This window comes from Hungatella sp. SL.1.14 (assembly GCF_024460495.1).
In the GTDB taxonomy this organism is placed as follows: Bacteria; Bacillota; Clostridia; order Lachnospirales; family Lachnospiraceae; genus Hungatella; species Hungatella hathewayi.
This window is the reverse complement of sequence record NZ_JANFYJ010000015.1, coordinates 137921-160886: the sequence shown is the minus strand read 5'-3', so window position 1 is coordinate 160886 and position 22966 is coordinate 137921. Positions and strand designations below refer to the sequence as shown.

At 50.4% G+C, this 22966-nt stretch carries 24 protein-coding genes; 22 read left to right on the top strand and 2 right to left on the bottom strand.

Annotation, left to right across the window (positions count from 1 at the left end; translation table 11 throughout):
* Positions 1 to 243: 243 nt before the first annotated feature.
* The 4 genes from NE473_RS17085 (at position 244) to NE473_RS17070 (ending at position 4513) form a co-directional block, all read left to right on the top strand.
* Positions 244 to 726 carry an RNA polymerase sigma factor gene (locus tag NE473_RS17085; protein WP_055651140.1) on the top strand — a complete coding sequence of 161 codons (483 nt, stop codon included), beginning with the start codon at positions 244 to 246 and terminating at the stop codon, positions 724 to 726.
* The gene (locus NE473_RS17080) at positions 723 to 1700 is read left to right on the top strand and encodes an RsiV family protein (RefSeq protein ID WP_055651139.1); all 978 of its coding nucleotides are present in this window, start codon (positions 723 to 725) and stop codon (positions 1698 to 1700) included. The genes NE473_RS17085 and NE473_RS17080 overlap by 4 nt, the downstream gene beginning before the upstream one ends.
* Before the next feature lie 72 nt (positions 1701 to 1772).
* A complete protein-coding gene (locus NE473_RS17075; protein WP_006776724.1) occupies positions 1773 to 2168 on the top strand; it encodes a BlaI/MecI/CopY family transcriptional regulator in 396 nt (131 codons plus the stop codon).
* Positions 2168 to 4513, top strand: coding sequence for a M56 family metallopeptidase (locus NE473_RS17070; RefSeq protein ID WP_081034953.1), 2346 nt, complete (start codon positions 2168 to 2170; stop codon positions 4511 to 4513). Before NE473_RS17075 ends, NE473_RS17070 begins: the two co-directional genes overlap by 1 nt.
* A 90-nt stretch (positions 4514 to 4603) precedes the next feature.
* Here the strand turns inward: NE473_RS17070 and sigG are convergent, their stop codons facing one another.
* Both sigG and NE473_RS17060 read right to left on the bottom strand, forming a co-directional pair.
* Positions 4604 to 5380: an RNA polymerase sporulation sigma factor SigG gene (gene sigG, locus NE473_RS17065; RefSeq protein WP_006776721.1), complete on the bottom strand. Its 777-nt coding sequence runs from the start codon at positions 5378 to 5380 to the stop codon at positions 4604 to 4606.
* A gap of 199 nt (positions 5381 to 5579) precedes the next feature.
* Positions 5580 to 6344, bottom strand: a complete 765-nt coding sequence (locus NE473_RS17060; RefSeq protein ID WP_006776719.1) for a type III pantothenate kinase — start codon at positions 6342 to 6344, stop codon at positions 5580 to 5582.
* A gap of 156 nt (positions 6345 to 6500) precedes the next feature.
* On the opposite strand from NE473_RS17060, the gene coaBC reads away from it, so the two are divergent.
* From coaBC to NE473_RS16970, 18 genes are all read left to right on the top strand, one after another.
* A complete protein-coding gene (gene coaBC, locus NE473_RS17055) occupies positions 6501 to 7700 on the top strand; it encodes a bifunctional phosphopantothenoylcysteine decarboxylase/phosphopantothenate--cysteine ligase CoaBC (RefSeq protein WP_055651138.1) in 1200 nt (399 codons plus the stop codon).
* A gap of 26 nt (positions 7701 to 7726) precedes the next feature.
* Positions 7727 to 8539, top strand: coding sequence for an alpha/beta hydrolase (locus NE473_RS17050; protein ID WP_022033637.1), 813 nt, complete (start codon positions 7727 to 7729; stop codon positions 8537 to 8539).
* 383 nt (positions 8540 to 8922) lie between these two features.
* Positions 8923 to 10515, top strand: coding sequence for a peptide chain release factor 3 (locus NE473_RS17045; protein WP_055651137.1), 1593 nt, complete (start codon positions 8923 to 8925; stop codon positions 10513 to 10515).
* A gap of 28 nt (positions 10516 to 10543) precedes the next feature.
* The gene (locus NE473_RS17040; RefSeq protein WP_055651136.1) at positions 10544 to 10996 is read left to right on the top strand and encodes a GatB/YqeY domain-containing protein; all 453 of its coding nucleotides are present in this window, start codon (positions 10544 to 10546) and stop codon (positions 10994 to 10996) included.
* A gap of 33 nt (positions 10997 to 11029) precedes the next feature.
* A complete protein-coding gene (locus NE473_RS17035; RefSeq protein WP_055651135.1) occupies positions 11030 to 12433 on the top strand; it encodes a Sapep family Mn(2+)-dependent dipeptidase in 1404 nt (467 codons plus the stop codon).
* Positions 12434 to 12789: 356 nt separating this feature from the next.
* Positions 12790 to 13812, top strand: a complete 1023-nt coding sequence (locus NE473_RS17030; protein ID WP_055651134.1) for a methionine ABC transporter ATP-binding protein — start codon at positions 12790 to 12792, stop codon at positions 13810 to 13812.
* Positions 13802 to 14467, top strand: coding sequence for a methionine ABC transporter permease (locus NE473_RS17025; RefSeq protein ID WP_022033631.1), 666 nt, complete (start codon positions 13802 to 13804; stop codon positions 14465 to 14467). Before NE473_RS17030 ends, NE473_RS17025 begins: the two co-directional genes overlap by 11 nt.
* 140 nt (positions 14468 to 14607) lie before the next feature.
* Positions 14608 to 15510 (top strand): MetQ/NlpA family ABC transporter substrate-binding protein, encoded by a 903-nt coding sequence (locus NE473_RS17020; protein WP_022033630.1) that lies wholly within the window; start codon positions 14608 to 14610, stop codon positions 15508 to 15510.
* Between the two features lie 237 nt (positions 15511 to 15747).
* Positions 15748 to 16371, top strand: a complete 624-nt coding sequence (locus NE473_RS17015; RefSeq protein WP_055651133.1) for a DUF4190 domain-containing protein — start codon at positions 15748 to 15750, stop codon at positions 16369 to 16371.
* The gene (locus tag NE473_RS17010) at positions 16371 to 17198 is read left to right on the top strand and encodes a DUF975 family protein (protein ID WP_022033628.1); all 828 of its coding nucleotides are present in this window, start codon (positions 16371 to 16373) and stop codon (positions 17196 to 17198) included. Before NE473_RS17015 ends, NE473_RS17010 begins: the two co-directional genes overlap by 1 nt.
* 63 nt (positions 17199 to 17261) lie before the next feature.
* Positions 17262 to 17522, top strand: a complete 261-nt coding sequence (locus NE473_RS17005; RefSeq protein ID WP_006776382.1) for a PRC-barrel domain-containing protein — start codon at positions 17262 to 17264, stop codon at positions 17520 to 17522.
* A 183-nt stretch (positions 17523 to 17705) separates the two neighbouring features.
* A complete protein-coding gene (nrdR, locus tag NE473_RS17000) occupies positions 17706 to 18158 on the top strand; it encodes a transcriptional regulator NrdR (RefSeq protein ID WP_006776381.1) in 453 nt (150 codons plus the stop codon).
* Between the two features lie 8 nt (positions 18159 to 18166).
* On the top strand, positions 18167 to 18694 hold the full coding sequence (locus tag NE473_RS16995) for a YqeG family HAD IIIA-type phosphatase (RefSeq protein WP_055651132.1): 528 nt from the start codon (positions 18167 to 18169) through the stop codon (positions 18692 to 18694).
* The gene (gene aroE / locus NE473_RS16990; RefSeq protein ID WP_055651131.1) at positions 18675 to 19547 is read left to right on the top strand and encodes a shikimate dehydrogenase; all 873 of its coding nucleotides are present in this window, start codon (positions 18675 to 18677) and stop codon (positions 19545 to 19547) included. The genes NE473_RS16995 and aroE overlap by 20 nt, the downstream gene beginning before the upstream one ends.
* A complete protein-coding gene (locus NE473_RS16985; RefSeq protein ID WP_022033625.1) occupies positions 19544 to 20056 on the top strand; it encodes a shikimate kinase in 513 nt (170 codons plus the stop codon). The genes aroE and NE473_RS16985 overlap by 4 nt, the downstream gene beginning before the upstream one ends.
* The gene (gene aroQ / locus NE473_RS16980) at positions 20053 to 20484 is read left to right on the top strand and encodes a type II 3-dehydroquinate dehydratase (protein ID WP_006777462.1); all 432 of its coding nucleotides are present in this window, start codon (positions 20053 to 20055) and stop codon (positions 20482 to 20484) included. The genes NE473_RS16985 and aroQ overlap by 4 nt, the downstream gene beginning before the upstream one ends.
* 119 nt (positions 20485 to 20603) lie before the next feature.
* Complete coding sequence (gene efp / locus NE473_RS16975; protein WP_002603599.1) at positions 20604 to 21161, top strand: elongation factor P; 558 nt, start codon at positions 20604 to 20606, stop codon at positions 21159 to 21161.
* A 269-nt stretch (positions 21162 to 21430) separates the two neighbouring features.
* Positions 21431 to 22966: a response regulator gene (locus NE473_RS16970; protein WP_055651129.1), complete on the top strand. Its 1536-nt coding sequence runs from the start codon at positions 21431 to 21433 to the stop codon at positions 22964 to 22966.

Sequence of the window (22966 nt, the reverse complement as noted above, 5' to 3'; positions counted from 1 at the left end):
GGCGTGCAAAGGAGAGACGGAAGCAGCAAAACAGGGTGGAGACTGAAGATGTTATAAAACAGGATATAGAACGAAACAACAGGCAGCTGGAGGAAAATCCGGCTGCCTGTTGCGTACCATCCTTTGCAGTGATATAATTTTCCGGCCGGGAAGCTGAAACTTTTTGCCGTCTGTGTTTGTCAATAGAGCAGATGGAAACAAATGCAGCACAGCATGCCTGTGAAAGGAGACAGAGGACGAACTATGGAACACGATCATTACGACATTGTGGTAAATTATATTATTGCAAATCAGAAAAAGTTTTACAGGCTGGCCTATACCTATGTCAGAAACGAGAACGACGCGCTGGATATCGTTCAGAATGCCATCTGCAGCGCGCTGGAGCATTACGGGTCAATCCGGGAGATCTCTTATATAAAAACCTGGTTCTACAGAGTGCTGGTTCATGAGAGCCTAAATTATATCAGAAAAAAGAACCGGGAAATCGCAAGCGGGGAACCGCTGGGCGAGGAGGCCGTCTATGTGGAGCCGGGTTACGAAGAGACGGAGGGCTTCTTTGAAGAACTGGACCGTTTACCGGCAGATACCCAGAATGTAATCAGGCTAAGATTTTATGAGGAGATGTCACTGCAGGAAATTGCGGAAGTGATGGAACTGAGTGTAAACACTGTAAAGTCGAAATTGTACAGAGGGCTTAAATCATTAAAGGAGGAGCTGGTGATATGAGCAGATTGAAGGACAGCAAGAACGTATACGACAATATTCCAATCCCGGACCGGCTGGAGGAGACCGTGGCCTCGGCCATTGAGCAGGCCGCTGCGCGGAGGAAAGAAGACCATGGAGTCCCGGATCAGCCGGTGACAGAGAAACGGAACCGGAAAAAATGGAGAAGGCGGGGTAAAATGGTATCCGGCTGCGGACTGGCCGCGGCAGCCGTGCTGACGGTGGTGGCAGCCGTCGGAGTCAACACCAGTCCGACGTTTGCCGAAGAAATGCAGGGGATACCGGTGATTGGGGCTATCGTAAGGCTTTTTACCGCGGAATCATGGCAGTCCGACACCGGAGATGCCGGAATTTCGGTGGAGGTTCCGGGGATTGAGATGATTCGCGGTGACACGAAAAATCTGGCGGACGAGATTAATGAGGAGATCAAGGCGAAGTGCGACGCCTACGCGGCCGCGGCCGTAGAACGGGCGAAGGAGTACAAAAAGGCATTTCTGGATACAGGCGGAACGGAAGCGGAGTGGAAAGAGCATGATATCCGGATTCGTGTATGGTATGAACTGAAAAGCCAGGATGATTCCCATCTGTCTTTTGCGGTAAGCGGATCCGAAAACTGGGTTTCCGCCTACAGTGAAACGTATTACTACAATATCAGTCTTACAGACGGAGCGTATCTTACCCTGGAGGACCTTTTAGGGCCGGATTACATCGAAAAGGCGAATGAGATTATACGTGCCGCCATCAAAGAGCGGGAAGCTGATTCTGGTGAGGAGTTCTTTTCAATGGATGAGGGCGGATTTGTAACGGTGACGGCGGATACTCCGTTTTATATCAATGAGAAAGGCAATCCGGTTGTCGTCTTTGAAAAGTATGAGATCGCGCCTGGGTTTATGGGACGGCCGGAGTTTGAGATCGAAAGGGAGGTGGATAAGAGCGGTCTCTCTGAAGATACGCTTGACATACAAGGTCTATCGTGATAGACTTTAAATGAAGGACTACTACGATAGACCAACGTCAGGCAATGCTGTAGATTTCAGGGAGGCATATGAATGGAAGAAAAGAAAAAAACAGAGGAAAAGAAGCAGACAGAAGAAAAGAAACTGTATGAGAGCGAATACCGTTTCATGAACGTAATCTGGGATAACGAGCCTGTGAATTCCACAGAGCTTGTAAGAATCTGCGGGAAAGAGCTGGGCTGGAAGAAGTCAACCTGCTATACGGTCCTGAAAAAACTGGCGGGCCGGGGCTTTGTAAAGAATGAACAGGCTGTCGTATGCTCGCTGATTCCCAGGGAAGAAGTCTTAAAGTACGAGAGCGAGACGGTAGTGGACAGAAACTTTGACGGCTCCCTGCCCGCCTTTGTGACTGCCTTTTTAAAGGACAGAAAGCTGACAGAGAAGGAAGCGGAGGAGCTTAGACAGATGATAGAAAAGGCGGTGAAGTAATGGCTGGGAATCAGGTGATGATCACTCTTTTGAACATGAGCATGACTGCGGGTTTAACCGCCCTTTTTGTGATGGCTCTGCGCCTGCTGTATAAGAGGCTTCCCAAGCGGTTTTCCTGTGTGCTGTGGATGGTGGTGATCTTCCGGTTCCTGTGCCCGTTTTCCCTCCAGTCGGCGTACAGCCTGCTGCCGTTTTATTCGAATCCCCTGGAGCAGCGGATCGTTTATGAAGCGACGCCTTCCATCGATTCGGGAGTCTTTTTTATAGACCGCCCCGTCAACCAGGTTCTGGAACAGACCATGGCGGCATCGAATCACGTTACGTCGGTCAACCCGATACAGATCCTTCTGTTTGTGATGCTGGTGGTCTGGGAGGCAGGAATGCTGGCTTTCTTCCTCTGCCATTTCGCAGGCTATATCCGGCTGAAATGGAGGCTGGGAACGGCGGTGAAGATTCAGGAGGCCGATCATGGTCAAGGAGCCGGAACATGCAGGAGACCGGAACACGCAATCTATGAGTCGGACCGGATTCCCGGCGCTTTTGTCATGGGAATCTTCCGTCCCGTGATCTATCTGCCGGCCAATTTAACGGAGGTTGAACGGGAGTGTATCCTAAGACATGAACGGATCCATATCCGGCGTCGGGACTATATTGTCAAGCTTTTGGGTCTTCTGATGGTCATGGTACACTGGTTTAACCCCATCGCCCACGTAAGCTTCCGGCTGTTTTGCAGGGACATGGAGATGTCCTGTGATGAGGCGGTGGTAGGCCAGCTGGGAGAGGGCGGAAAGAAGCAGTACTCACTGGCGCTTCTGTCAGCAGCGGAAAAAGAAAACGGGGCGCGTCTGCCTCTGGCGTTTGGGGAGAGCCATACGAAATCAAGAATAAAGAATGTGTTGAACTATAAGAAAGCAGGCTTCTGGATCACGCTCTGCGGCGTGACTGTAACGGCTGCAGCGGTATTGTGCCTGTTGACTGTCCGGGAAAAACCTGCGGCTTCGGAGGCGGTCTCCATCATTGGAGGCGGAGACGGTCCTACCAGTATCTTTATTGCGGGAAAGGATGACGGCGAGACTCCGGCGATGCCTGTGGAACTGCCGGACACTTCCTGGCTGGCCGGACAGGTATTGGGAAAAGGGATCGAAAGTACGATTACCATCGATTACGCCTCCAAGGATCAGATTATATTTCACGGAAGCTGCGGCCTGTTCAGTTTTCAGCTTAAAGACGGAAAATGGATGCCGAATTTATTCATCGGACCGGATGATGCGGGAGCCGTAGATTTAGAGGCGGTGACCAGTGCGCTCGATGCGGGGAAAAAGGAACCGGAATCAGAGGACAGCGTCCATGCAGAGGATTCTTTCATCGGCCGGAATCCGACCGCAGGGAGTTCTTTCATCGACTACGATGTGACGAAGCTTGCCGATGGAAGCATTGCCGTGCTCGGAGGAATGGGGACGTCCCCAGGCAGCGGAGAACTGACGGGAAAGCTGGTGGATGTATTTTACGGATGGTACCATCCGGATGATATGGTGATGCATCAGGTTTACTTATTTGCCGGAGACGGCACAATGGCGGAGAATAACAGCGGAGAGATCGAAGAGAGACGGTATTTGTTTACAACTGACGGCGCCGATTACTTTCTGAGAACTCCGCAGACGGCTCTGGAATTTGAACTGCAGGACGGAAAAGAACCGGAAAGCCTTCATTTTCCATATGACCGGCTGGAACTGGTGAGAGATGAGGGAGGATATACACGGGTTCTGGATCCTATGGTGATCATGGGACAGCCGGAAAACCAGAAGATGGTTCTGGCAGAAGGCAGGATCTATTATTACGGAGCCGGGAAGGCGGATCTTATGAGCTTTAAATCTCAATCGCTGATTGGAATCCGTACTGACGGCAGTGACCGCCGGGTGGCAGGAATCGACTACTCTGTGTGCAGGGGATTGTCCTATGACAACGGCTATCTCTATTATGAAGGCTGGAAAAATGCCATGGAGTTTCCGCGCCCGATCTACCGCATGAAGCCTGATTTCAGTGAGATAACGAAACTCGGAGATTTTAACGGAAATTTAATAAGCGTGGTGGATGGAACCTTTTATATGCTGAGCGCTGAAAAACCGGCCATCGTACTGACACGGGAAGGCCATTTTGATGAGGTTATGTATTACGATAAGTGCGGTTATGATGCGAAGAACTATGAGTGCGTGGCTGCGTCCGCGGCAGACGGGAAGCTCACGATGAAGTTCGAGAATCTGTCGGGAAACCGGGAGTATGTGAATTACGAGATTCCGCTGGCTCCCAAAGATACGTGGGAGAAGACTACTGTCAAAAAGAAATAGCAGAAAGAAGCAGATAATCCGGGCTCCAGGAGAATCTGCTTCTTTTCTTTTGGTGCTGATGTAGTTTTCTCTATCTTTTACGAAAGGCAATTATGAAAGGTATCCCTTCATACTTTTAAGCGCATTTTTTTCGAGCCGGCTGACCTGGGCCTGGCTGATGTGAATCTCCTCCGCCACCTCGGTCTGGGTTTTGCCCTCGAAGAAGCGCATGTCGATAATGTGACGTTCCCGCTCAGGAAGGCGCTTCATGGCCTCATTTAAGGAGATGTCCTCCACCCAGTTCTCTTCCAGATTCTTCTTGTCGCTGATCTGATCCATGACAAAGAGTGGATCGCCGCCGTCAGAATATACCGGTTCGTAGAGGCTGACTGGATTCTGAATGGCATCTAAGGCGTAAGTAATGTCCTCCTTACTGACGCCGATTTCATCAGCAATTTCCATGATGGTAGGTTCTTTTAAATTCTTCTTCATGAGATTTTCTTTTGCATAGATGGCTTTATAGGCGGTGTCACGCAGAGAGCGGCTGACACGGATCGAATTGTTGTCCCGAAGATAGCGGCGCACCTCGCCGAGAATCATGGGAACGGCGTATGTGGAAAAGCGTACGTTCTGTGTTATGTCAAAATTGTCAATGGCTTTGATCAGGCCTATGCAGCCAATCTGGAATAAGTCGTCCACATTTTCGTTACTGCCTGAAAAACGCTGTATGACGCTGAGAACCAGTCTTAAGTTACCCTTAATATATTCCTCTCTGGCTTCCATATCACCATCCAGGATCCTCTTAAATAAGGCTTCTTTTTCTTCGTTGTTTAAAAGGGGCAGCTTTGAAGTGTTAACGCCGCAGATCTCTACTTTGTATACAGGCATGTCTTTCCCTCCGCATCATTCTTTTTAGTCATAAAGGAATGATGTACTTATTCGGAGGCTTTTATACGATGCCAGATTTAAATTTTATTTCCATTTTCTGGCGGCGGTCCGTAAAGTGCCTGTTTATCGCAACGTCTCGTGCTTCAGGTGCGCGAATGAGCAGATAAACGGTTTCGGCCCGCCGCATGATCTGCGGATTTTATTTGTTTTTTTCGTAAAGAATGAGAAGGCCTTTTAATAAAAGCGCCTCATCGTAATTGATTTTATGACGGCAGAGCGGGAGGACGGAAGGGGCCAGACCGCCTGTGGCTACGAGGCTTGCGGCCTGGCCCAGCTCTTCTTCCATGCGGTCGATGATGCCGTCAATCATGGCGGCATTGCCATAGAGAATTCCGTTTTTCATACAGTCGATGGTGTTCTTGCCGATGACCCGGGCCGGCTTATTTAATCCGATGTATGGAAGCTGGGCAGCCCGGCTGCTTAAGGAATCCAGAGAGACGCGCAGCCCCGGGAAGATGATGCCGCCCGTATAATTTCCGGACTTATCGATGACGGACATGGTGGTAGCGGTTCCCATGTCGATGACTATGATGGGAGCCGGGTAATCCTTAAGGGCTGCCACAGCGTCCACGATCAAGTCGCTTCCCACGGTCTTCGGATTGTCCATGATGATATTAAGTCCCGTTTTCATGCCGGAGCCAACCAGCATGGGCGTCTTTCCGGTGATCTTCTTAACCGCGGAGAGAACTACATCTGTGAGAGGCGGGACGACGGAAGAGACGACGGCTCCTTCAATCGAGGAAATCGGCAGATTATGAATTGCCATGATGTCTTTGATATTAACTGCGTATTCCAGGTCCGTCTTCCCCTGGTTCGTGGTGACACGTTCCACAAACCAGGTACGGCTGTTATCGATACCGCCGATTACAATATTGCTGTTTCCCATGTCTATTGCTAAAATCATAAAGGTAACTCCTTTCCAAAATTTAGAGGTTATGGTATACTATGAGCACTTAGTGAGGTTTTTCACGAACTAACTAAGGTTTTTCACGAGTTTACCACATTTCAGGCAAAATAACAATGTAAGCAGGAATAAAAAGAAGCGAGGCAGGAGGCACTTATGCTGAAAGGAAAACATGTTGTACTGGGAATTACGGGAAGTATCGCGGCGTACAAGACGGCCGGACTGGCCAGTATGCTGGTGAAAAAGGGCTGTCATGTCCAGGTGCTGATGACAGAGAATGCGACTAATTTTATCAATCCGATCACATTTGAGACGCTGACGGGAAACAAATGCCTTGTAGATACCTTTGACCGGAATTTTGAATTCAGCGTGGAGCATGTGGCGCTGGCGAAGCAGGCGGATGTGGTGATGATTGCTCCGGCTTCCGCCAATATCATTGCAAAGCTGGCACACGGACTGGCCGATGATATGCTGACCACGACCGTTCTGGCCTGCCGCTGTAAGAAAATCATTGCGCCGGCCATGAATACGAACATGTATGAAAACCCGGTTGTTCAGGATAATATAAAGATTTGTGAAAAGTATGGGATGGAAGTGATCAAACCGGCGGTGGGCTACTTAGCCTGCGGCGATACCGGGGCGGGAAAGATGCCGGAGCCGGCCGAGCTGTTTGATTATATAGAGAAGGAGATCGGGGCGCAGAAGGATCTGGAAGGCAGTAAGATTCTTGTCACAGCAGGGCCTACAAGGGAGGCGATCGATCCCGTCCGTTATATTACCAACCATTCTACCGGCAAGATGGGCTATGCCGTTGCAAAGGCTGCGGCACTGCGCGGAGCCGATGTGACGCTTATAACCGGGAAGACCGACACGCCCAAACCTCGTTTTGTAAAGCTGATCGAGATCGAAAGTGCCAGAGACATGTTTGAGGCGGTGACGAAAGCGGCGGCGGAACAGGATATTATCATCAAGGCGGCTGCAGTAGCAGACTACCGGCCGAAATCCGCAGGCACGGAAAAGACGAAGAAGACGGATGGCGATATGGCGATCGAGCTGGAGCGGACCGACGACATTTTAAAATGGCTGGGGGCGCACCGGAAGGAAGGCCAGTTCCTCTGCGGATTTTCCATGGAAACCCAGAATATGCTGGAGAATTCCAGGGTTAAGCTGGATAAGAAGAATATTGATATGATTGTGGCGAATAATCTGAAGGTGGAAGGCGCCGGTTTCGGCACAGATACGAATGTTGTAACCATCATTACGAGAGAGCGGGATCTGGAGCTGGAGAAGATGACGAAGGAAGAAGTCGCTGACCGGCTGCTGGATGAAATTCAGGCCATAACAGCAGAAAAATAAGAGTAAAGGAAAAAGGGGAAATCAACATGAATACAGAGAAAAAAGAAATTATTGTTCCGGGGCAGCTGACAGGACCGGCTTTGCTTACCGGATATCTGATAAAAGAGGTGAGCGTGGCACCGGATAGAAAGCGGCCGGCAGTGATCGTCTGCGCCGGAGGCGGATACTGGCAGAGATCGGACCGGGAGAGTGAGCCCCTGGCGCTTCAGTTTATGGCTATGGGCTGTCATGCTTTTATTCTCGATTACAGCGTTGCTCCCAACCATTTTCCAACTTCTGTGAGAGAACTCGGGGAAGCGGTTGCATATATCAGGGAACACGCGGCAGAGTGGAAGGTGGATCCTGAAAAAATCATTGCGTGCGGTTCTTCTGCCGCCGGTCACCTGGTCTGCAGCCTCGGCGTATTCTGGAACCGGGAGCTGGTCTATGATGCGATTGGCAGAACACCTGAGCAGATCCGCCCGGATGGTATGATCCTGTGCTATCCGGTCATTACAGGCGGCGAGTACGCACATGAAAATTCCTTTAAACGGCTCCTGGGGGACGATGTGACCCAGGAACAGAGAGATGCTGTTTCCCTGGAGAATTTCGTGACGGAAGAGACGCCGGGGGCATTTATCTGGCATACGTATACGGACGAAACCGTTCCGGTGGAGAACAGCCTTCTTCTCGCTGCCGCCATGAAGCGGAAGAATGTCAACTTTGAACTTCATATCTATCCAGTCGGCGGGCACGGGCTTTCACTGGCCGATGAGGAGACGGCCGGTAACGGCTTCCAGGTGGTGGAACAGTGCCAGAGCTGGATTCCTCTCGTGAAAATGTGGCTGAAACATCTGTAAGTTACAGTTCCCTCCCCGCCAGGGGCACCGCAGTCTGGATCGGCCGGGCCGGTTTCCTTAGCCTTTCCAGTTCCGGTTTCGGGCATAAGAAGTTCTAAACGTGCAGAATTTTTCTAAAAACCAGGGGAAATGCCCAAACTCGCTGTCGCTCAAACAGGTGGACATTTCCCCTGAACGAAAAATTTTGCGCGTTAAGAACTTCTAATACCCTGCAAAGTCACAGGAAAGGCTAAGGAAACCGGCCCGGCCGATCCAGACTGCGGTGCCCCTGACGGGGAGGAAACTGTAACAGACATTTGGAAGCATCACCACATGAATCTTGACTTTGTAATGGAATAATAATACAATAAAAAAGATTGACACGAATAATTGGAGGAAACATTTTGTCGAATATAACTGAAGAAATAAAGAAGAGAAGAACCTTTGCCATTATATCCCATCCGGATGCCGGTAAGACGACACTTACGGAGAAGTTTCTGCTTTACGGAGGCGCGATCAACCTGGCGGGCTCTGTTAAGGGGAGAAAGGCGGCAAAGCATGCGGTCTCAGACTGGATGGAGATCGAGAAGGAGAGAGGTATTTCCGTTACCTCCTCGGTAATGCAGTTTAATTACGACGGTTACTGCATCAATATCCTGGATACCCCGGGGCATCAGGATTTCTCGGAGGACACATATCGAACCCTTATGGCGGCGGATTCCGCGGTCATGGTCATAGATGGATCCAAGGGTGTCGAGGCGCAGACGATCAAGCTGTTCAAGGTCTGTGTTATGCGCCACATTCCCATTTTTACTTTTATTAATAAGATGGACCGGGAAGCCAGGGATCCGTTTGAACTGATGGATGAGATCGAGACGGTGCTGGGAATCCGTACGTGTCCGGTCAACTGGCCGATTGGCTGCGGCCATGAGTTCAAGGGTGTTTACGACAGAAATAAAAAGACGATCACGACCTTCCAGGCTGCAATGAACGGGCAGAAGGCAGTCGATGCCACTGAGGTGCTGTTGGGTGATCCGCAGGTAGACTGGCTGATCGGAGAGGATTACCACCACCAGCTGATGGAAGATATCGAACTGTTAGATGGGGCCAGTGACGAGCTGGATATGGATCGTGTTGGAAAAGGCGATTTATCTCCGGTATTTTTCGGATCAGCGCTTACGAATTTCGGCGTTGAGACGTTTTTACAGCATTTCCTTCAGATGACGACAACGCCGCTGCCGAGACTGGCGGATAAAGGCGTGATCGATCCGTTTGAGGAAGAGTTTTCGGCCTTCGTATTCAAGATCCAGGCGAACATGAATAAGGCTCACCGCGACAGAATCGCATTTATGCGGATCGTATCCGGAAAGTTTTCCGCCGGTATGGAGGTAAACCACGTGCAGGGCGGCAGGAAACTCCGGCTGTCCCAGCCGCAGCAGATGATGGCGCAGGACAGAAAGATCGTGGAGGAGGCATACGCGGGAGACATTATCGGCGTTTTCGATCCGGGGATCTTTTCCATCGGGGACACGCTGTGTCTGTCCAATGAAAAGTTTGAATTTGAAGGAATCCCCACATTTGCGCCGGAGCATTTTGCCAGAGTGCGCCAGATGGATACCATGAAGCGGAAACAGTTTATAAAGGGCGTGAATCAGATCGCCCAGGAAGGCGCCATCCAGATTTTTCAGGAGTTTAATACCGGTATGGAGGAGATCATCGTCGGAGTGGTCGGAGAACTGCAGTTCGAGGTTCTCACATACCGTCTGGAGAATGAGTACAACGTGGAGGTCAAGCTGGAGAAGCTTCCGTATGAATATATCCGCTGGGTAGAGAATAAGGATGAGATTGATGTGGCGAAGATTCAGGGAACCTCCGATATGAAGCGCATCAAGGATCTGAAGGATAATCCGCTTCTGCTGTTTGTAAACAGCTGGAGCGTGGGCATGGTCCTGGAACGGAATCCGGGCCTTAAACTCAGTGAGTTCGGTAAAAACTAATAAACAGATCAACAAGGAGGCAGCAGATATGAGTAAGATTGATGTAGTCAGGGCAGCGATGGTAGAAGCCATGAAGGCGAAAGACAAGCAGAGGAAAGATGCATTATCCATGCTTCTTTCTGCACTGAAGAATTTCGAAATCGATAAAAAGGATCACACGCCGATTACCGAGGACGAGGCAAATGCAGTAGTAAAGAAAGAGATCAGGCAGTCTCAGGAGACGTATGACACCGCGCCTGCGGACCGGGATGACATCCGCGAGGAGGCAGCTTACCGTCTGTCGGTTTACAAGGAATTTGCGCCTGAGGATATGAGCGAAGAGCAGATCCGCGAGATCGTCACAGCTGTGTTGGCTGAGCTGGAGATCGAAAAGCCGGCGCCTTCAGACAAAGGGAAAATCATGAAAGTCCTGATGCCGAAGGTAAAAGGCAAGGCGGACGGCAAGGCTGTCAATGAGATTCTGGCTTCCATGATGAAATAAAAGCGGCGTAAGCGCTGCAGGAAAGGATAAGACATGTACAGAAAAGAGATTGAGGAGTTTGTCGAGGCACACAGACAGGAGATGCTTGAAGACATCTGTACTCTGTGCCGGATTAACAGTGAGAAAATGCCGTATAAGGAAGGCATGCCATACGGCGAGGGCGCGTTTACGGCGCTGGCTGAGGCTCTTTCCATGGCTGAAAACTACGGATTCTCCATCACGAATTACGATAATTACGTAGGAACCGTGGATTTGAATGAGAAAGAGAGCCAGCTGGATATTCTGGCCCATCTGGATGTAGTACCGGCTGGGGAAGGCTGGAAGGAGACGGAACCGTTTGAACCGGTGGTAAAAGGAGATAAGCTCTTTGGACGCGGTACCGCGGATGATAAGGGACCGGCAGTTGCCGCTCTCTACGCCATGAGAGCCGTAAAAGAGCTGGGAATTCCTCTTAAAAAGAATGCACGCCTGATCCTGGGAACCGACGAGGAGTGCGGAAGCTCTGATATCGCTCACTACTATGCAATTGAAAAGGAAGCCCCGATGACATTTTCACCGGACGGATCCTATCCGGTGGTGAATACGGAAAAAGGCGGATTAAACGGTCATTTCACCGCTTCCTTTGCCCCGTCTGACGCGCTGCCGAAGCTGGTTTCCGTGGAAGCCGGTATTAAGGTCAATGTAGTGCCTGGAAAAGCCCGCGCCACCGTGCAGGGAATTGACGTGGAGGTCATGGAGAAGGCTGCTGAGGAAGTGAGCGGAGAAACCGGTATCCGTTTTGAATTCGATGTGGAAGAGGATGCGGCGACGATTACAGCCATCGGTGCAGGCGCTCACGCGTCGAAACCGGAAGAGGGCAACAATGCGCTGACAGGTCTTCTTGTCCTGATTCAGAGACTGCCGTTTGCGCCCTGCGAACAGATCAGTGCCATCGGCCGCCTTCTGGAGCTGATTCCTCACGGCGACACCTCCGGCAAGGCCCTGGGAATCGCCATGAGCGACAAACTTTCCGGAGATTTAACGCTGGCCTTCAGCCTGCTGACCATCTCCGACCGTGAACTGGACGGCACCTTTGACAGCCGCTGCCCGGTCTGCGCCACGAAAGAGAATGTTCTGGAGGTGGCTAAGGCAAAGATGGCGGAGAAAGGCTTTACGCTCTTAAATGACTCCATGAAGCCGCCTCATCACGTGGATGGAGATTCTGAATTTATCCGCACGCTTCTTCGCACTTATGAGGAGTATACGGGCCGTACGGGCGAGTGCATAGCCATCGGCGGAGGGACCTACGTCCATGAACTGAAGAACGGAGTGGCCTTTGGAGCTGCCATGCCGGAGACAGATAACCGTATGCACGGAGCGGATGAGTTCGCAGTCATCGAGGAACTCATCGTCAGTGCCAAGATGTTTGCACAGGTAATTGTTGATCTCTGTTCCTGACCAGTAACTTAAAATCCGTGAGTCTGACGAATTTATGCTTGACAAATGGTATGATATGGCGTAAAATACGCCTCATAAGTTAAAATCCTAGTCGAACTATAGGAATAGGCGAAGGGAGTAACCGCTATGAACCAGTTAAAAGCCATGCAGATGAATATGTACATGATGAACGGCATGATGATGTGCCGTATGTCAATGTGCGTAAAAAATCGAAAATGATATTTCATTTGTATGGATTGTGATTGGAGTTTATGGCAAACAGGGAGATTGAATCTTGAATCGCTGTGGTCGCAAGTCTGTGCAGGGCTTGCGGCCTTTTTTCGTAGCAGGAATAAAAAAGAAAGGAAACAAAAGACATGCAGTCATCAGAACCAATTATTCAGCTGGTGGGGCTGGGCAAGGAGTTTAGGACGGCAGGCGGACCGATCAAGGCGCTGGACGACATCAACTTAACGATCTGCCAGGGGGAAATATTTGGAATTATCGGCCTTTCCGGCGCAGGAAAGAGTACTCTGGTACGGTGCATCAATTATCTGGAGGTGCCGACTTCCGGCGAGGTTCTGTTTGAGAACAGAAGCCTGGCCTCCATGTCCGGACGGGATCAGAGAAAGGCGAGACAGTCCATGGGCATGATCTTCCAGCAGTTTAACTTACTGGCACAGAGAAATGTCATTCAGAATGTCTGCTTCCCCTTGGAGATCGCAGGCACATCGAAGAAAGAGGCGAAAGAACGGGCCATGGAGCTTTTGGGGCTCGTAGGGCTTGCAGACCGTAAGGATGCGTATCCGTCCCAGCTTTCGGGGGGACAGAAGCAGAGAGTGGCGATCGCCAGGGCGCTGGCCACCAACCCGAAGATCCTTCTGTGTGATGAGGCCACCAGTGCTCTGGACCCCAACACCACAAAATCGATTCTGGCACTGTTGAAAGAAATCAACAAATCAATGGGAGTCACCGTGGTAGTGATCACCCACGAGATGTCTGTAATCGAAGCGATCTGCGACCGTGTGGCGATCATAGACCAGAGCCATATCGCGGAGGTGGGGAGTGTGACGGAGATCTTTTCCGAACCGAAGTCAAAGATCGGACGGCAGCTGATCTTAGGCGACGCGGCCGGACAGGCGGCAAAATTCGGAAAGTCCAGGAGGGTGAGAATCTCCTTCGACGGACGTTCCTCTTTCGAGCCGGTGTTATCCAATATGATCCTGGCCTGTAAAGTGCCGGTGAATATAATCCATGCAGAGACGCGCGACATAAGTGGAACCGCCATGGGGCAGATGGTGATCCAGCTCCCCGAGGAGGAGGTCGACGCAAACCGGGTAGTCAATTACTTAAAAACAGCTAAAGTACCATTTGAGGAGGTGACGGATTATGACATTTGATGCCGCTACATTTGATATGCTGAAGGCCGGGATCTGGGAGACGCTGTTCATGACCTTCACGTCGTCCTTCTTTGCCTATTTAATCGGTATTCCGCTGGGAATTATCCTGATTGTAACGGATAAGGATGGAATCCGGCCGGTTCCGTGGCTTCAGAAAATTCTCGGTCTGGCCATCAACCTGCTTCGTTCCGTACCGTTTATTATCCTGCTGATCATGGTGATTCCGATTACCAAAAAAATTGTGGGAACAACGCTGGGAGCCAAAGCAGTGATTCCGCCGCTGGTAATTGCAGCCGCGCCTTATGTGGCGAGAGTCGTGGAGTCGTCCTTTAAGGAAGTGGATGCGGGAGTGATCGAAGCTGCCAAGTCCATGGGGGCTTCCACCATGCAGATTGTATGGAAGGTGCTCCTTCCGGAAGCGAAGCCGTCCCTGCTTGTAGGCGCCGCACTGTCAGTGACCACCATCCTGTCTTATTCGGCCATGTCCGGCTTCGTAGGAGGCGGCGGCCTGGGAGATATCGCGATCAAATACGGCTATTACCGCTATCAGACAGAGATGATGTTCGTGACGGTGGCAATTCTCGTTATTATTGTACAGATTATACAGGAGGCGGGCATGAAGCTGTCCCGGGTCAGCGATAAGCGAATCCGGTAGAGGCATAGTCTGGCTGTAAGATTCAGAAAGTAATGGCCGTAAGGCGTTACCATAGACACGATCACCCGCACGCTCTGCGCGCGAGTCACCGTATCACCAAAAAGCGCAGGAAACTGCACACCAAAAAGGAGGAAACAATTATGAAGAAATCACTTTACGTACTGGCTGCCGCGTTTTTTGCAGCGGGAGCACTGACCGCCTGCGGCGGAAACAACAAGGAAACGACTGCCGGGACGACAACAGCGGCTGTCACAGAATCCAAAGAGACGGAGAGCGCTGCACCGGCCGATGAGACAACGGCAGAAGCCGGAGAATTAAAGAAGCTGGTAGTTGGAGCTTCACCGGCGCCCCATGCAGAGATTTTAAAGGCGGCAAAGGACATTTTAAAAGAGAAGGGATACGATCTGGTAATCAAGGAGTATACCGATTACGTACAGCCGAATCTGGCGCTGGAGTCCGGTGACCTGGATGCCAACTATTTCCAGCATTTCCCATACTTAGAGCAGTTCAACCAGGAAAACGGCACAGATCTTGTATCCGCAGGTGCGATCCACTATGAGCCATTTGGAATCTATGCCGGAAAGACCGCTTCCCTGGCAGACTTGGCCGACGGAGCACAGGTTGCGGTACCAAACGACGTATCCAACGAGGCGAGAGCGCTTCTGCTGCTGGCCGACAACGGTCTGATCGAGTTAAAGGAAGGCGTTGGCCTGGAAGCGACAAAGAACGATATCGTAAAGAACGATAAGAACTTAAAGATCATGGAGATCGAGGCTGCACAGCTTCCGCGTTCTCTGGGTGATGTGGACATCGCCGTAATCAACGGCAACTACGCCATTGAGGCAGGCTTAAAGGTATCGGATGCGCTGGCAACCGAAGACTCCCAGTCGATCGCAGCAACCACCTACGGAAATGTCGTAGCGGTTCGCAAAGGAGAGGAGAAATCCGACGCAACTCTGGCTCTGATCGATGCGCTGACGAGCGAGACAGTGAAACAGTATATTGAAGATACGTATCAGGGTGCCGTAGTTCCGTTATTCTAAACGAAACAGGAAAATTCTGCTGTATATCATACCGTTTCGGATAAAAATGAATATGGTACAAAAAAAGGGAACAGATCAGGATAAAACAATCTGTTTCCTTTTTTGTGTACAGATTCGGGAACTCGATTTTATTTGGGACGATTTGGCAAGAAAAACTTAATTTTACAGATAGTGATTCGTATTGTATAATAGGTAAATATATACATAGTTACAAACAGGAGGAATGGGAGGCAGGATATGGAAGACGACAGGCAGTACGAATACGATGGTCCTGATTCCGAGCGGGAATCAGTGCATGAGGAACCGGCGGCCATGGGAGAAAAGCCGGCAGCCGCTGGCGGAGCAGCCGCGGACCGCTGCGAAGAATCAGGCGGCGGAATCGGGCAGGGATTCGATGAAATGGATCGGTATCCGGATCAATACAGCAGACAGCCTGAGGAATGGACGCAGGCCGGATATCAGCAGGAAGAAAACTATCAGGCCGAATATCGGCAGGAAGAGAATTATCAGAACGAATACGGACAGAACGGATACCAGCAGCAAACCGGATATTACCGGGACGAATACCGGCAGGCGGTAAATTCAGGATATAAGCAGCCGCAGAGACAGAGCAGCATGGCATTGGCCTCTCTTATCATGGGGATTATCGGGATCGTTACCTCCTGCTGCTGTTACGGCGGGCTGATTTTTGGCAGTCTGGGAATTTTATTTGCGCTGTTGTCGAAGGCAGGGGACACGATGGAGGGATACGCCAGGGCGGGTCTTATCACCTCGGTGATCGGGCTGTTTCTGGCGGCCATGGCTTTGATATTTGTATTTGGAATCATGAGCTCATCCCTTCTGTCAGGAGGTGTATATTAATGAAGACAACATCGTCGGATCTTAAAAAACGCGCGAAGCTGACGCTCTCGGGCAACTATGGGACGGCTGTGGGAGCCATGCTGATTGTGGACGTCTTTCTGATCGTTATTTGCATGGTTTTTATCGGTGTATCGATGGCCGGTACCTTTTCGATAATTGGCGGAGCAGGCTACATTCGAAGCAGTATGACGCGCTCACTGGTCATGATGCTGGTGATCTATTTTATCGCCATCCTTCTGATTTATCTTGTGATGGCCGGAATCCGGAGAATGTTCTATCATATGAGTACAGGCCGGCCGTTTGCACTGGGGGACATGCTGTTTGCGTTTACCCACAGACCCCAGCGGTTTTTAGGCTTATATTTTATTAATATGGCATTCGGCATGGCTGCGGGGATTCCATACTTTGTGGTGAGTTTCTCCGCGCGTATTACAGGATATATTCCCATCCTGATGGCGCTTCAGTTTCTGATGTATCTGCTGCAGCTCATCGGAATTGTCGTGTATTCGCTGTACTTCAAGATGGCGGGCTACCTCCTGATGGAGGACCCTGAGCGAACGGTGATCAGCTGTCTGCGGGAGAGCGCGGCTCTGATGAAGGGGAATAAGGGACGCCTGTTTTATCTCGATCTCAGTTTTATCGGAATGTATTTACTGGGGGCAGGATCCTTTGGAATTGGATTTTTGTGGATTTTACCGTATATGGAAACGACCATGATTCACTTCTATCTCGATATCAATGCCGGACGGAGGCAGGAAGAGGCCTGTTATGATCAGGAACCGTTTTATGACGGCAGCAGCGGCTTCTACGAGAACGTGACAGAGTAACAAATTGTATCACACACAGGAAATGCGCATAGAATACACTAAGGAATATAGAAGGTGCAGGCTATGCGCATTTCAGATCTCAAACAAAAAGAAGTGATTAATATCTGTGACTGTAAACGCCTCGGTTATGTGGGTGATGTGGATTTTGATATGGATACGGGCTGTCTCCTGGCGATTATCGTTCCCGGACCGGGCTGCTTCTGCGGATTTCTGGTCAGAGAAAAGGAGTACATCATTCCTTACAGTGACATCTGTCAGGTAGGGCGTGACATCATCCTGGTGAAAGTAGATCTGGAAAAAACTGAGGAAAAATGCAAGATATAGTATAAGTTGTGCTTGCGAATCTATGGATTGTGGGGTATGATATACATAATTAAAAAGTAAGGGATCCGGAGCCGGGAAAACTGTGTATTCTGTTTTGCGGCTCCCGTATTCTGTACAAAAAAACAGTGGATTCCTCCGCTTTGCAGTGAAGGAGCGGGGAATCGCCAACAGGAGGATAGCGACGTGAAATGTCCATTTTGTAATGAAGCAGACACAAAGGTCATTGATTCAAGACCGGCAGATGACAACAGCTCCATCAGACGCCGCAGGCAGTGCGAGAAGTGCGGAAAGAGATTTACAACGTATGAAAAACTGGAGACTCTGCCGCTGATGGTAATTAAGAAGGACGATTCCAGGGAAGTCTACGAACGCTCCAAACTGGAAAAGGGAATCCTTCATTCCTGCCACAAACGTCCCGTTTCTTCCCAGCAGATTGATTCCATGGTGGATGAGATCGAGACGCAGATTTTTAATATGGAAGAAAAGGAAGTCTCCAGCGCTACGATCGGAGAGCTTGTGATGAAAAAGCTGCAGGAGGTCGATGAGGTGGCCTATGTCCGTTTCGCCTCCGTATATCGTGAGTTCAAGGATGTGAACACGTTTATGGAAGAGATCGGAAAATTATTGAAAAAGTAGGACGAGGTATGTTTAACAGATTTTATCCGGATGAAGACGTGGCCTCTGCGTATGATATTCCGTATGATGCTCTTTATAAAGAAGGAGTCAGAGGCGTAATTTTTGATGTAGACAACACCCTGGTGCCCCATGATGCGCCGGCGGATGAGAGGGCAAAGAACTTATTCTCTTATCTGCGGGCACTGGGCATGGACACCTGCCTGCTTTCCAATAACAAAGAGCCGCGGGTGGCAGCTTTTGCAGAAGCTGTCGGCGGCTCTAACTATATCTATAAGGGCGGGAAGCCGGGCGTGAAGAATTATAAGAAGGCCATGGAACTGATGGGGACAGGCTTACAAAGCACGATCTTTGTGGGAGACCAGCTGTTTACCGACGTATATGGAGCCAAACGGACGGGAATTAAGAGCTTTCTGGTGAAGCCGATCAATCCCAGAGAAGAGATTCAGATTGTATTAAAGCGGTATCCGGAAGCCCTCATCTTATTTTTTTATCGCAGGGACAAAAAGAGGAGACAGTATGATAAGCGGAAAAAGTAAAGTTTGCGGGGTCATGGCGTATCCGGTGGAGCACTCCATGTCGCCGCTTATGCATAATTATTATTCGGAACAGACGGGAACCGATCTTGCCTATATCCCTCTCAAGGTAGAGCCGGGCTGCGTGGAAGCGGCGGTGAAGGGGGCTTATGCTCTCAATTTTACCGGTTTAAACGTTACGGTTCCTCATAAGCAGGAGGTCATGAAATATCTTGCGGAGATCGATGAGGATGCAAAGGCCATCGGCGCCGTCAATACGCTGGTACGGACAGAGGGCGGTTACAGGGGATATAATACGGATGCGGCAGGACTGAAACGGGCCATGACGGAGGCGGGAATCGAAATCCGTGACCGCTCCTGCATTCTGTTCGGTGCGGGGGGAGCGGCCAGGGCGGCAGCCTGTGTGCTGGCGAAAGAGGGCGCGGCTGTGATTTACGCTCTGAACCGGAGCGTGGAGAAGGCGGAAGCACTTTCGGAGATCATCAATGAGCGGTACGGCCGCCGGGTGATGATTCCCATGGCGCTGGCGGATTACGGAAGGCTGGAAGGCAGCTCTTATCTGGCGGTTCAGACAACCAGTGTGGGGATGCATCCCAATGTGGACCATGCTCCGGTGGAGGACGAAGAATTTTATAGAAAGATCGACACGGCAGTGGATATTGTGTACACGCCGATGGAGACAAAATTCATGAAATACGTCAGAGCGGCCGGAGGCAAGGCCGTCGGGGGGCTGGACATGCTGATCTACCAGGGCGTGATTGCATATGAGCTGTGGAGTCCGAAGACCGTGTTTACCAGAGACATCATCGACGGCGCACGAGTCATGATGCGGGAAGAACTGGAGGCAGCGCGATGAGGAATGTGATTTTGATCGGCTTCATGGGGGCCGGGAAGACGACTGTAGGAGAGCGGTACGGGAAGAAACACGGACTCCCCATGGTGGATACAGACTGGCTGATCGAGGAGCGAGCCGGCATGACGATCTCGGAGATATTTGCCAGAAAGGGCGAGGAAGAGTTTCGGAAGACAGAGACGGCGGTCCTTCAGGCGCTGCTTTCCGATACGCAGGAAAAGGTCATTTCCGTGGGAGGCGGGCTTCCTCTGCGGGAAGAGAACCGGAAGCTGTTAAAACAGCTTGGAACGGTGGTTTATCTGGAGGTGAATCCGGAGACCGTGTTAAAACGGCTGAAGGGGGATACGACAAGGCCGCTGCTGCAGGGCGGAGACGTGACACAGCGTGTGAAAGAGTTCCTTGCGGTCCGCGGTCCCATATACCGGGAGGCGGCAGAAATGATCGTGGATGTGAATGACAGAACCGTCGATGAGATTGTGGCGGAGCTGGAAGAAAGGATGGGATTTGAATGAAGTTACTTCTGTTAAACGGACCGAATCTGAATTTTCTGGGAATCAGGGAAAAAGGGGTATACGGCACGGAGGATTACGGATATCTGGTACGTATGATGAAGGAGAAGGCGGAAAGAGAAGGCCATGAGCTGGATATTTACCAGAGCAACTATGAGGGCGGCTTAATCGATAAGATTCAGGAGGCTTACTACAACGGGACAGAAGGGATCATCATCAATCCGGGGGCGTTTACGCATTACAGCTACGCTCTGAGAGACGCCCTTTCATCGGTGGAGATTCCCAAGGTTGAGGTACATATCTCCAATGTGCATAAAAGGGAAGAATTCAGGCATACATCCGTTACGGCACCTGTCTGCGACGGCCAGGTGGTGGGACTGGGACTGAAGGGATACGCCCTGGCCATGGACTATCTGACCGGCCGTGAATAGACCGGCCGACAGGTGCGGCCGGCGTCATGTATACAGAATTTGAAAAAAAGAGTTGAAAAAGGGATTATTATAGTATAGAATAAAAAGGATTAAGAGAATTTCAAGGAGGAATATCATTTATGATATCAGCGGGTGATTTTAGAAACGGTATCACATTAGAGATTGACGGTAATGTTTATCAGATTATGGAGTTCCAGCATGTAAAACCTGGTAAGGGTGCTGCATTTGTAAGAACTAAAATTAAAGACGTTGTAAACGGCGGTGTAGTGGAGCGTACGTTCCGTCCTACAGAGAAGTTCCCGGCAGCGAGAATCGACAGAGTGGACATGCAGTATTTATATGCGGATGGAGATCTTCATAACTTCATGGATACAAACACTTATGAGCAGATCGCACTGAGCCCGGAAGTAATCGGTGACGCGTTAAAGTTCGTGAAGGAAAACGATATCTTAAAGGTTTGTTCTTATAACGGAAAGGTATTCTCTGTTGAGCCTCCGTTATTCGTAGAACTGGAGATCACAGATACAGAGCCAGGCTTTAAGGGCGATACGGCACAGGGCGCTACGAAACCTGCTACCGTTGAGACCGGAGCTGTCGTTTACGTTCCTCTGTTTGTGGATCAGGGCGATAAGATTAAGATTGATACGCGTACTGGAGAGTATTTATCCAGAGTATAAGAACATGATGCGCTGCCCGCCCGGTAAGCCGGTTTCCCGGATGACCGGAGCGGGATTTGAGGGATTATGGTCCCGACGGCGTGAATGCAGGGAAAAGACGGTAAAAGAGACTGATAAATGCTGGCCTGGAGGCCAGGATTTGCCGCTCTCTTTTACCGTCTTTTTGTGTAACTGGAAAGTGTTCCTGTTACACAGAGTGAAACCATTGACAAAGTGGGCAATCGCGCGGTAAGCTGATAAGAAAGAGTGATGGGGAAAGGGAGGACTATATGTTTCGGATTTTGCTGGTGGATGACGAGGCTCAGGAACGGGATGGAATCCGGTTCCTGATCGAAAAATATAAGCTGCCGCTTACGGTGGTGGAGGCGCAGAACGGGCAGAAGGCGCTGGAGTATTTGAAAGAGCATCCGGTGGATATTCTTTTTACGGATGTGAAGATGCCTTATAAGGATGGTCTGGAACTGGCGAAGGAGACGTTTCAGTTTAATCAGGGTATCCGGATTGTTATTTTCAGCGCCTACGGGGAGTTTGAGTACGCGAAACGGGCCATGGAGGCCAATGCCGTCGATTATCTGTTAAAGCCGATCGAGCTGGACGAGTTTCTAAAGGTCATGCACAAGGTGATTGGCGGACTGGAGCGGCAGAGGGAGGAGTCTAAGCAGGAACGGGAGCAGAAGGACGCTTCCATGAAACGGGTGTTTTACAAGGCGTTTACGGGGGGAAGCGTGTCGGCAGCCGACCAGGAGATGCTTACGGAGTACTTTCAGAAGCTGGGGAAAGAGAGGAAAGTACTGGTAAGCCTGGAGAGCGGGCGGAACATTTTTGAGCAGCAGGAGGATGTCTTTTTGAAACTGCTCCATACGTATATCCGAATTCCCTGTGAGTATGTGAATCTCTATCCAGATTCATCGGTGGTGCTTCTGGCTGACGAAAACCGGATTGTGGGCGGAGAACTGCAGAAACAGCTGGAAAAGCTGGTCCGGGACGGAAAAACGCTTCTTGGGACAGAGATTTCCATCGTGGTCAGCCGGGAATTTGAGACAGTGGAAGAGATGAACCGGCAGATGGATGAGATCAGCCAGATTCGGAAGAATTTTTACGGAACGGGCGGAGAGATTACGTTTCTGTCAGAGATTGTATTGAATTCGGAGTATTATGCCGCGGAGGTGGAGCGGATCAAGGAACTGATGATCGGCGCCATCGGGGACAGAAATGATGATCTTGTGATCTTATATGGAGACCGGCTGGTGGAGACGATGGTGGGCGGCCATGTGGTCAGCCGGATCTATGTACATCACGTCTTTTACGATATTTTGTCAGCATTTTACAGCCAGTACGGGATTAATGACAAACCAAGGCTCTTTGAGAGGGTGGAACGGCTGCTTTCCTATAAAGACGGGGAGGAGCTGGAGGTCAATTTCCGTGCGGTCTTAAACGAAGTGCTGGCTAAACGGACGGATGCTGCCGGAGACAGTCCGAGAATCGTGGAGCGGATTAAGAATATTGTCAGGGATGAATACCGGAATGACATCGGACTTGAGGATATCGCCGAGCGGGTGAATCTGGCCCCTGCTTACTTAAGCTACCTGTTTAAGAAGGAGACCGGGGCGAACCTGGTCAAATATATTACGGATTACCGCATGGAACAGGCCAGGAAGCTGCTGGAGGAGGGGGAACTGAAGATCGTTCTGGTGGCAAAGGCCTGCGGATATGAGAATCAGCCGTACTTTAACCGGCTGTTCAAAAACTATTACGGCATGACGCCCCGGCAGTACCGGGAGAAGAATGGAAAGCAGCAGGGATGA

Coding starts and splice junctions, on each gene's coding strand:
- NE473_RS17085 (WP_055651140.1), top strand. CDS start 244: ATGGAACACGATCATTACGACATTGTGGTAAATTATATTATTGCAAAT.
- NE473_RS17080 (WP_055651139.1), top strand. CDS start 723: ATGAGCAGATTGAAGGACAGCAAGAACGTATACGACAATATTCCAATC.
- NE473_RS17075 (WP_006776724.1), top strand. CDS start 1,773: ATGGAAGAAAAGAAAAAAACAGAGGAAAAGAAGCAGACAGAAGAAAAG.
- NE473_RS17070 (WP_081034953.1), top strand. CDS start 2,168: ATGGCTGGGAATCAGGTGATGATCACTCTTTTGAACATGAGCATGACT.
- sigG (WP_006776721.1), bottom strand. CDS start 5,380: ATGCCTGTATACAAAGTAGAGATCTGCGGCGTTAACACTTCAAAGCTG.
- NE473_RS17060 (WP_006776719.1), bottom strand. CDS start 6,344: ATGATTTTAGCAATAGACATGGGAAACAGCAATATTGTAATCGGCGGT.
- coaBC (WP_055651138.1), top strand. CDS start 6,501: ATGCTGAAAGGAAAACATGTTGTACTGGGAATTACGGGAAGTATCGCG.
- NE473_RS17050 (WP_022033637.1), top strand. CDS start 7,727: ATGAATACAGAGAAAAAAGAAATTATTGTTCCGGGGCAGCTGACAGGA.
- NE473_RS17040 (WP_055651136.1), top strand. CDS start 10,544: ATGAGTAAGATTGATGTAGTCAGGGCAGCGATGGTAGAAGCCATGAAG.
- NE473_RS17035 (WP_055651135.1), top strand. CDS start 11,030: ATGTACAGAAAAGAGATTGAGGAGTTTGTCGAGGCACACAGACAGGAG.
- NE473_RS17030 (WP_055651134.1), top strand. CDS start 12,790: ATGCAGTCATCAGAACCAATTATTCAGCTGGTGGGGCTGGGCAAGGAG.
- NE473_RS17025 (WP_022033631.1), top strand. CDS start 13,802: ATGACATTTGATGCCGCTACATTTGATATGCTGAAGGCCGGGATCTGG.
- NE473_RS17020 (WP_022033630.1), top strand. CDS start 14,608: ATGAAGAAATCACTTTACGTACTGGCTGCCGCGTTTTTTGCAGCGGGA.
- NE473_RS17015 (WP_055651133.1), top strand. CDS start 15,748: ATGGAAGACGACAGGCAGTACGAATACGATGGTCCTGATTCCGAGCGG.
- NE473_RS17010 (WP_022033628.1), top strand. CDS start 16,371: ATGAAGACAACATCGTCGGATCTTAAAAAACGCGCGAAGCTGACGCTC.
- NE473_RS17005 (WP_006776382.1), top strand. CDS start 17,262: ATGCGCATTTCAGATCTCAAACAAAAAGAAGTGATTAATATCTGTGAC.
- NE473_RS16995 (WP_055651132.1), top strand. CDS start 18,167: ATGTTTAACAGATTTTATCCGGATGAAGACGTGGCCTCTGCGTATGAT.
- aroE (WP_055651131.1), top strand. CDS start 18,675: ATGATAAGCGGAAAAAGTAAAGTTTGCGGGGTCATGGCGTATCCGGTG.
- NE473_RS16985 (WP_022033625.1), top strand. CDS start 19,544: ATGAGGAATGTGATTTTGATCGGCTTCATGGGGGCCGGGAAGACGACT.
- aroQ (WP_006777462.1), top strand. CDS start 20,053: ATGAAGTTACTTCTGTTAAACGGACCGAATCTGAATTTTCTGGGAATC.
- efp (WP_002603599.1), top strand. CDS start 20,604: ATGATATCAGCGGGTGATTTTAGAAACGGTATCACATTAGAGATTGAC.
- NE473_RS16970 (WP_055651129.1), top strand. CDS start 21,431: ATGTTTCGGATTTTGCTGGTGGATGACGAGGCTCAGGAACGGGATGGA.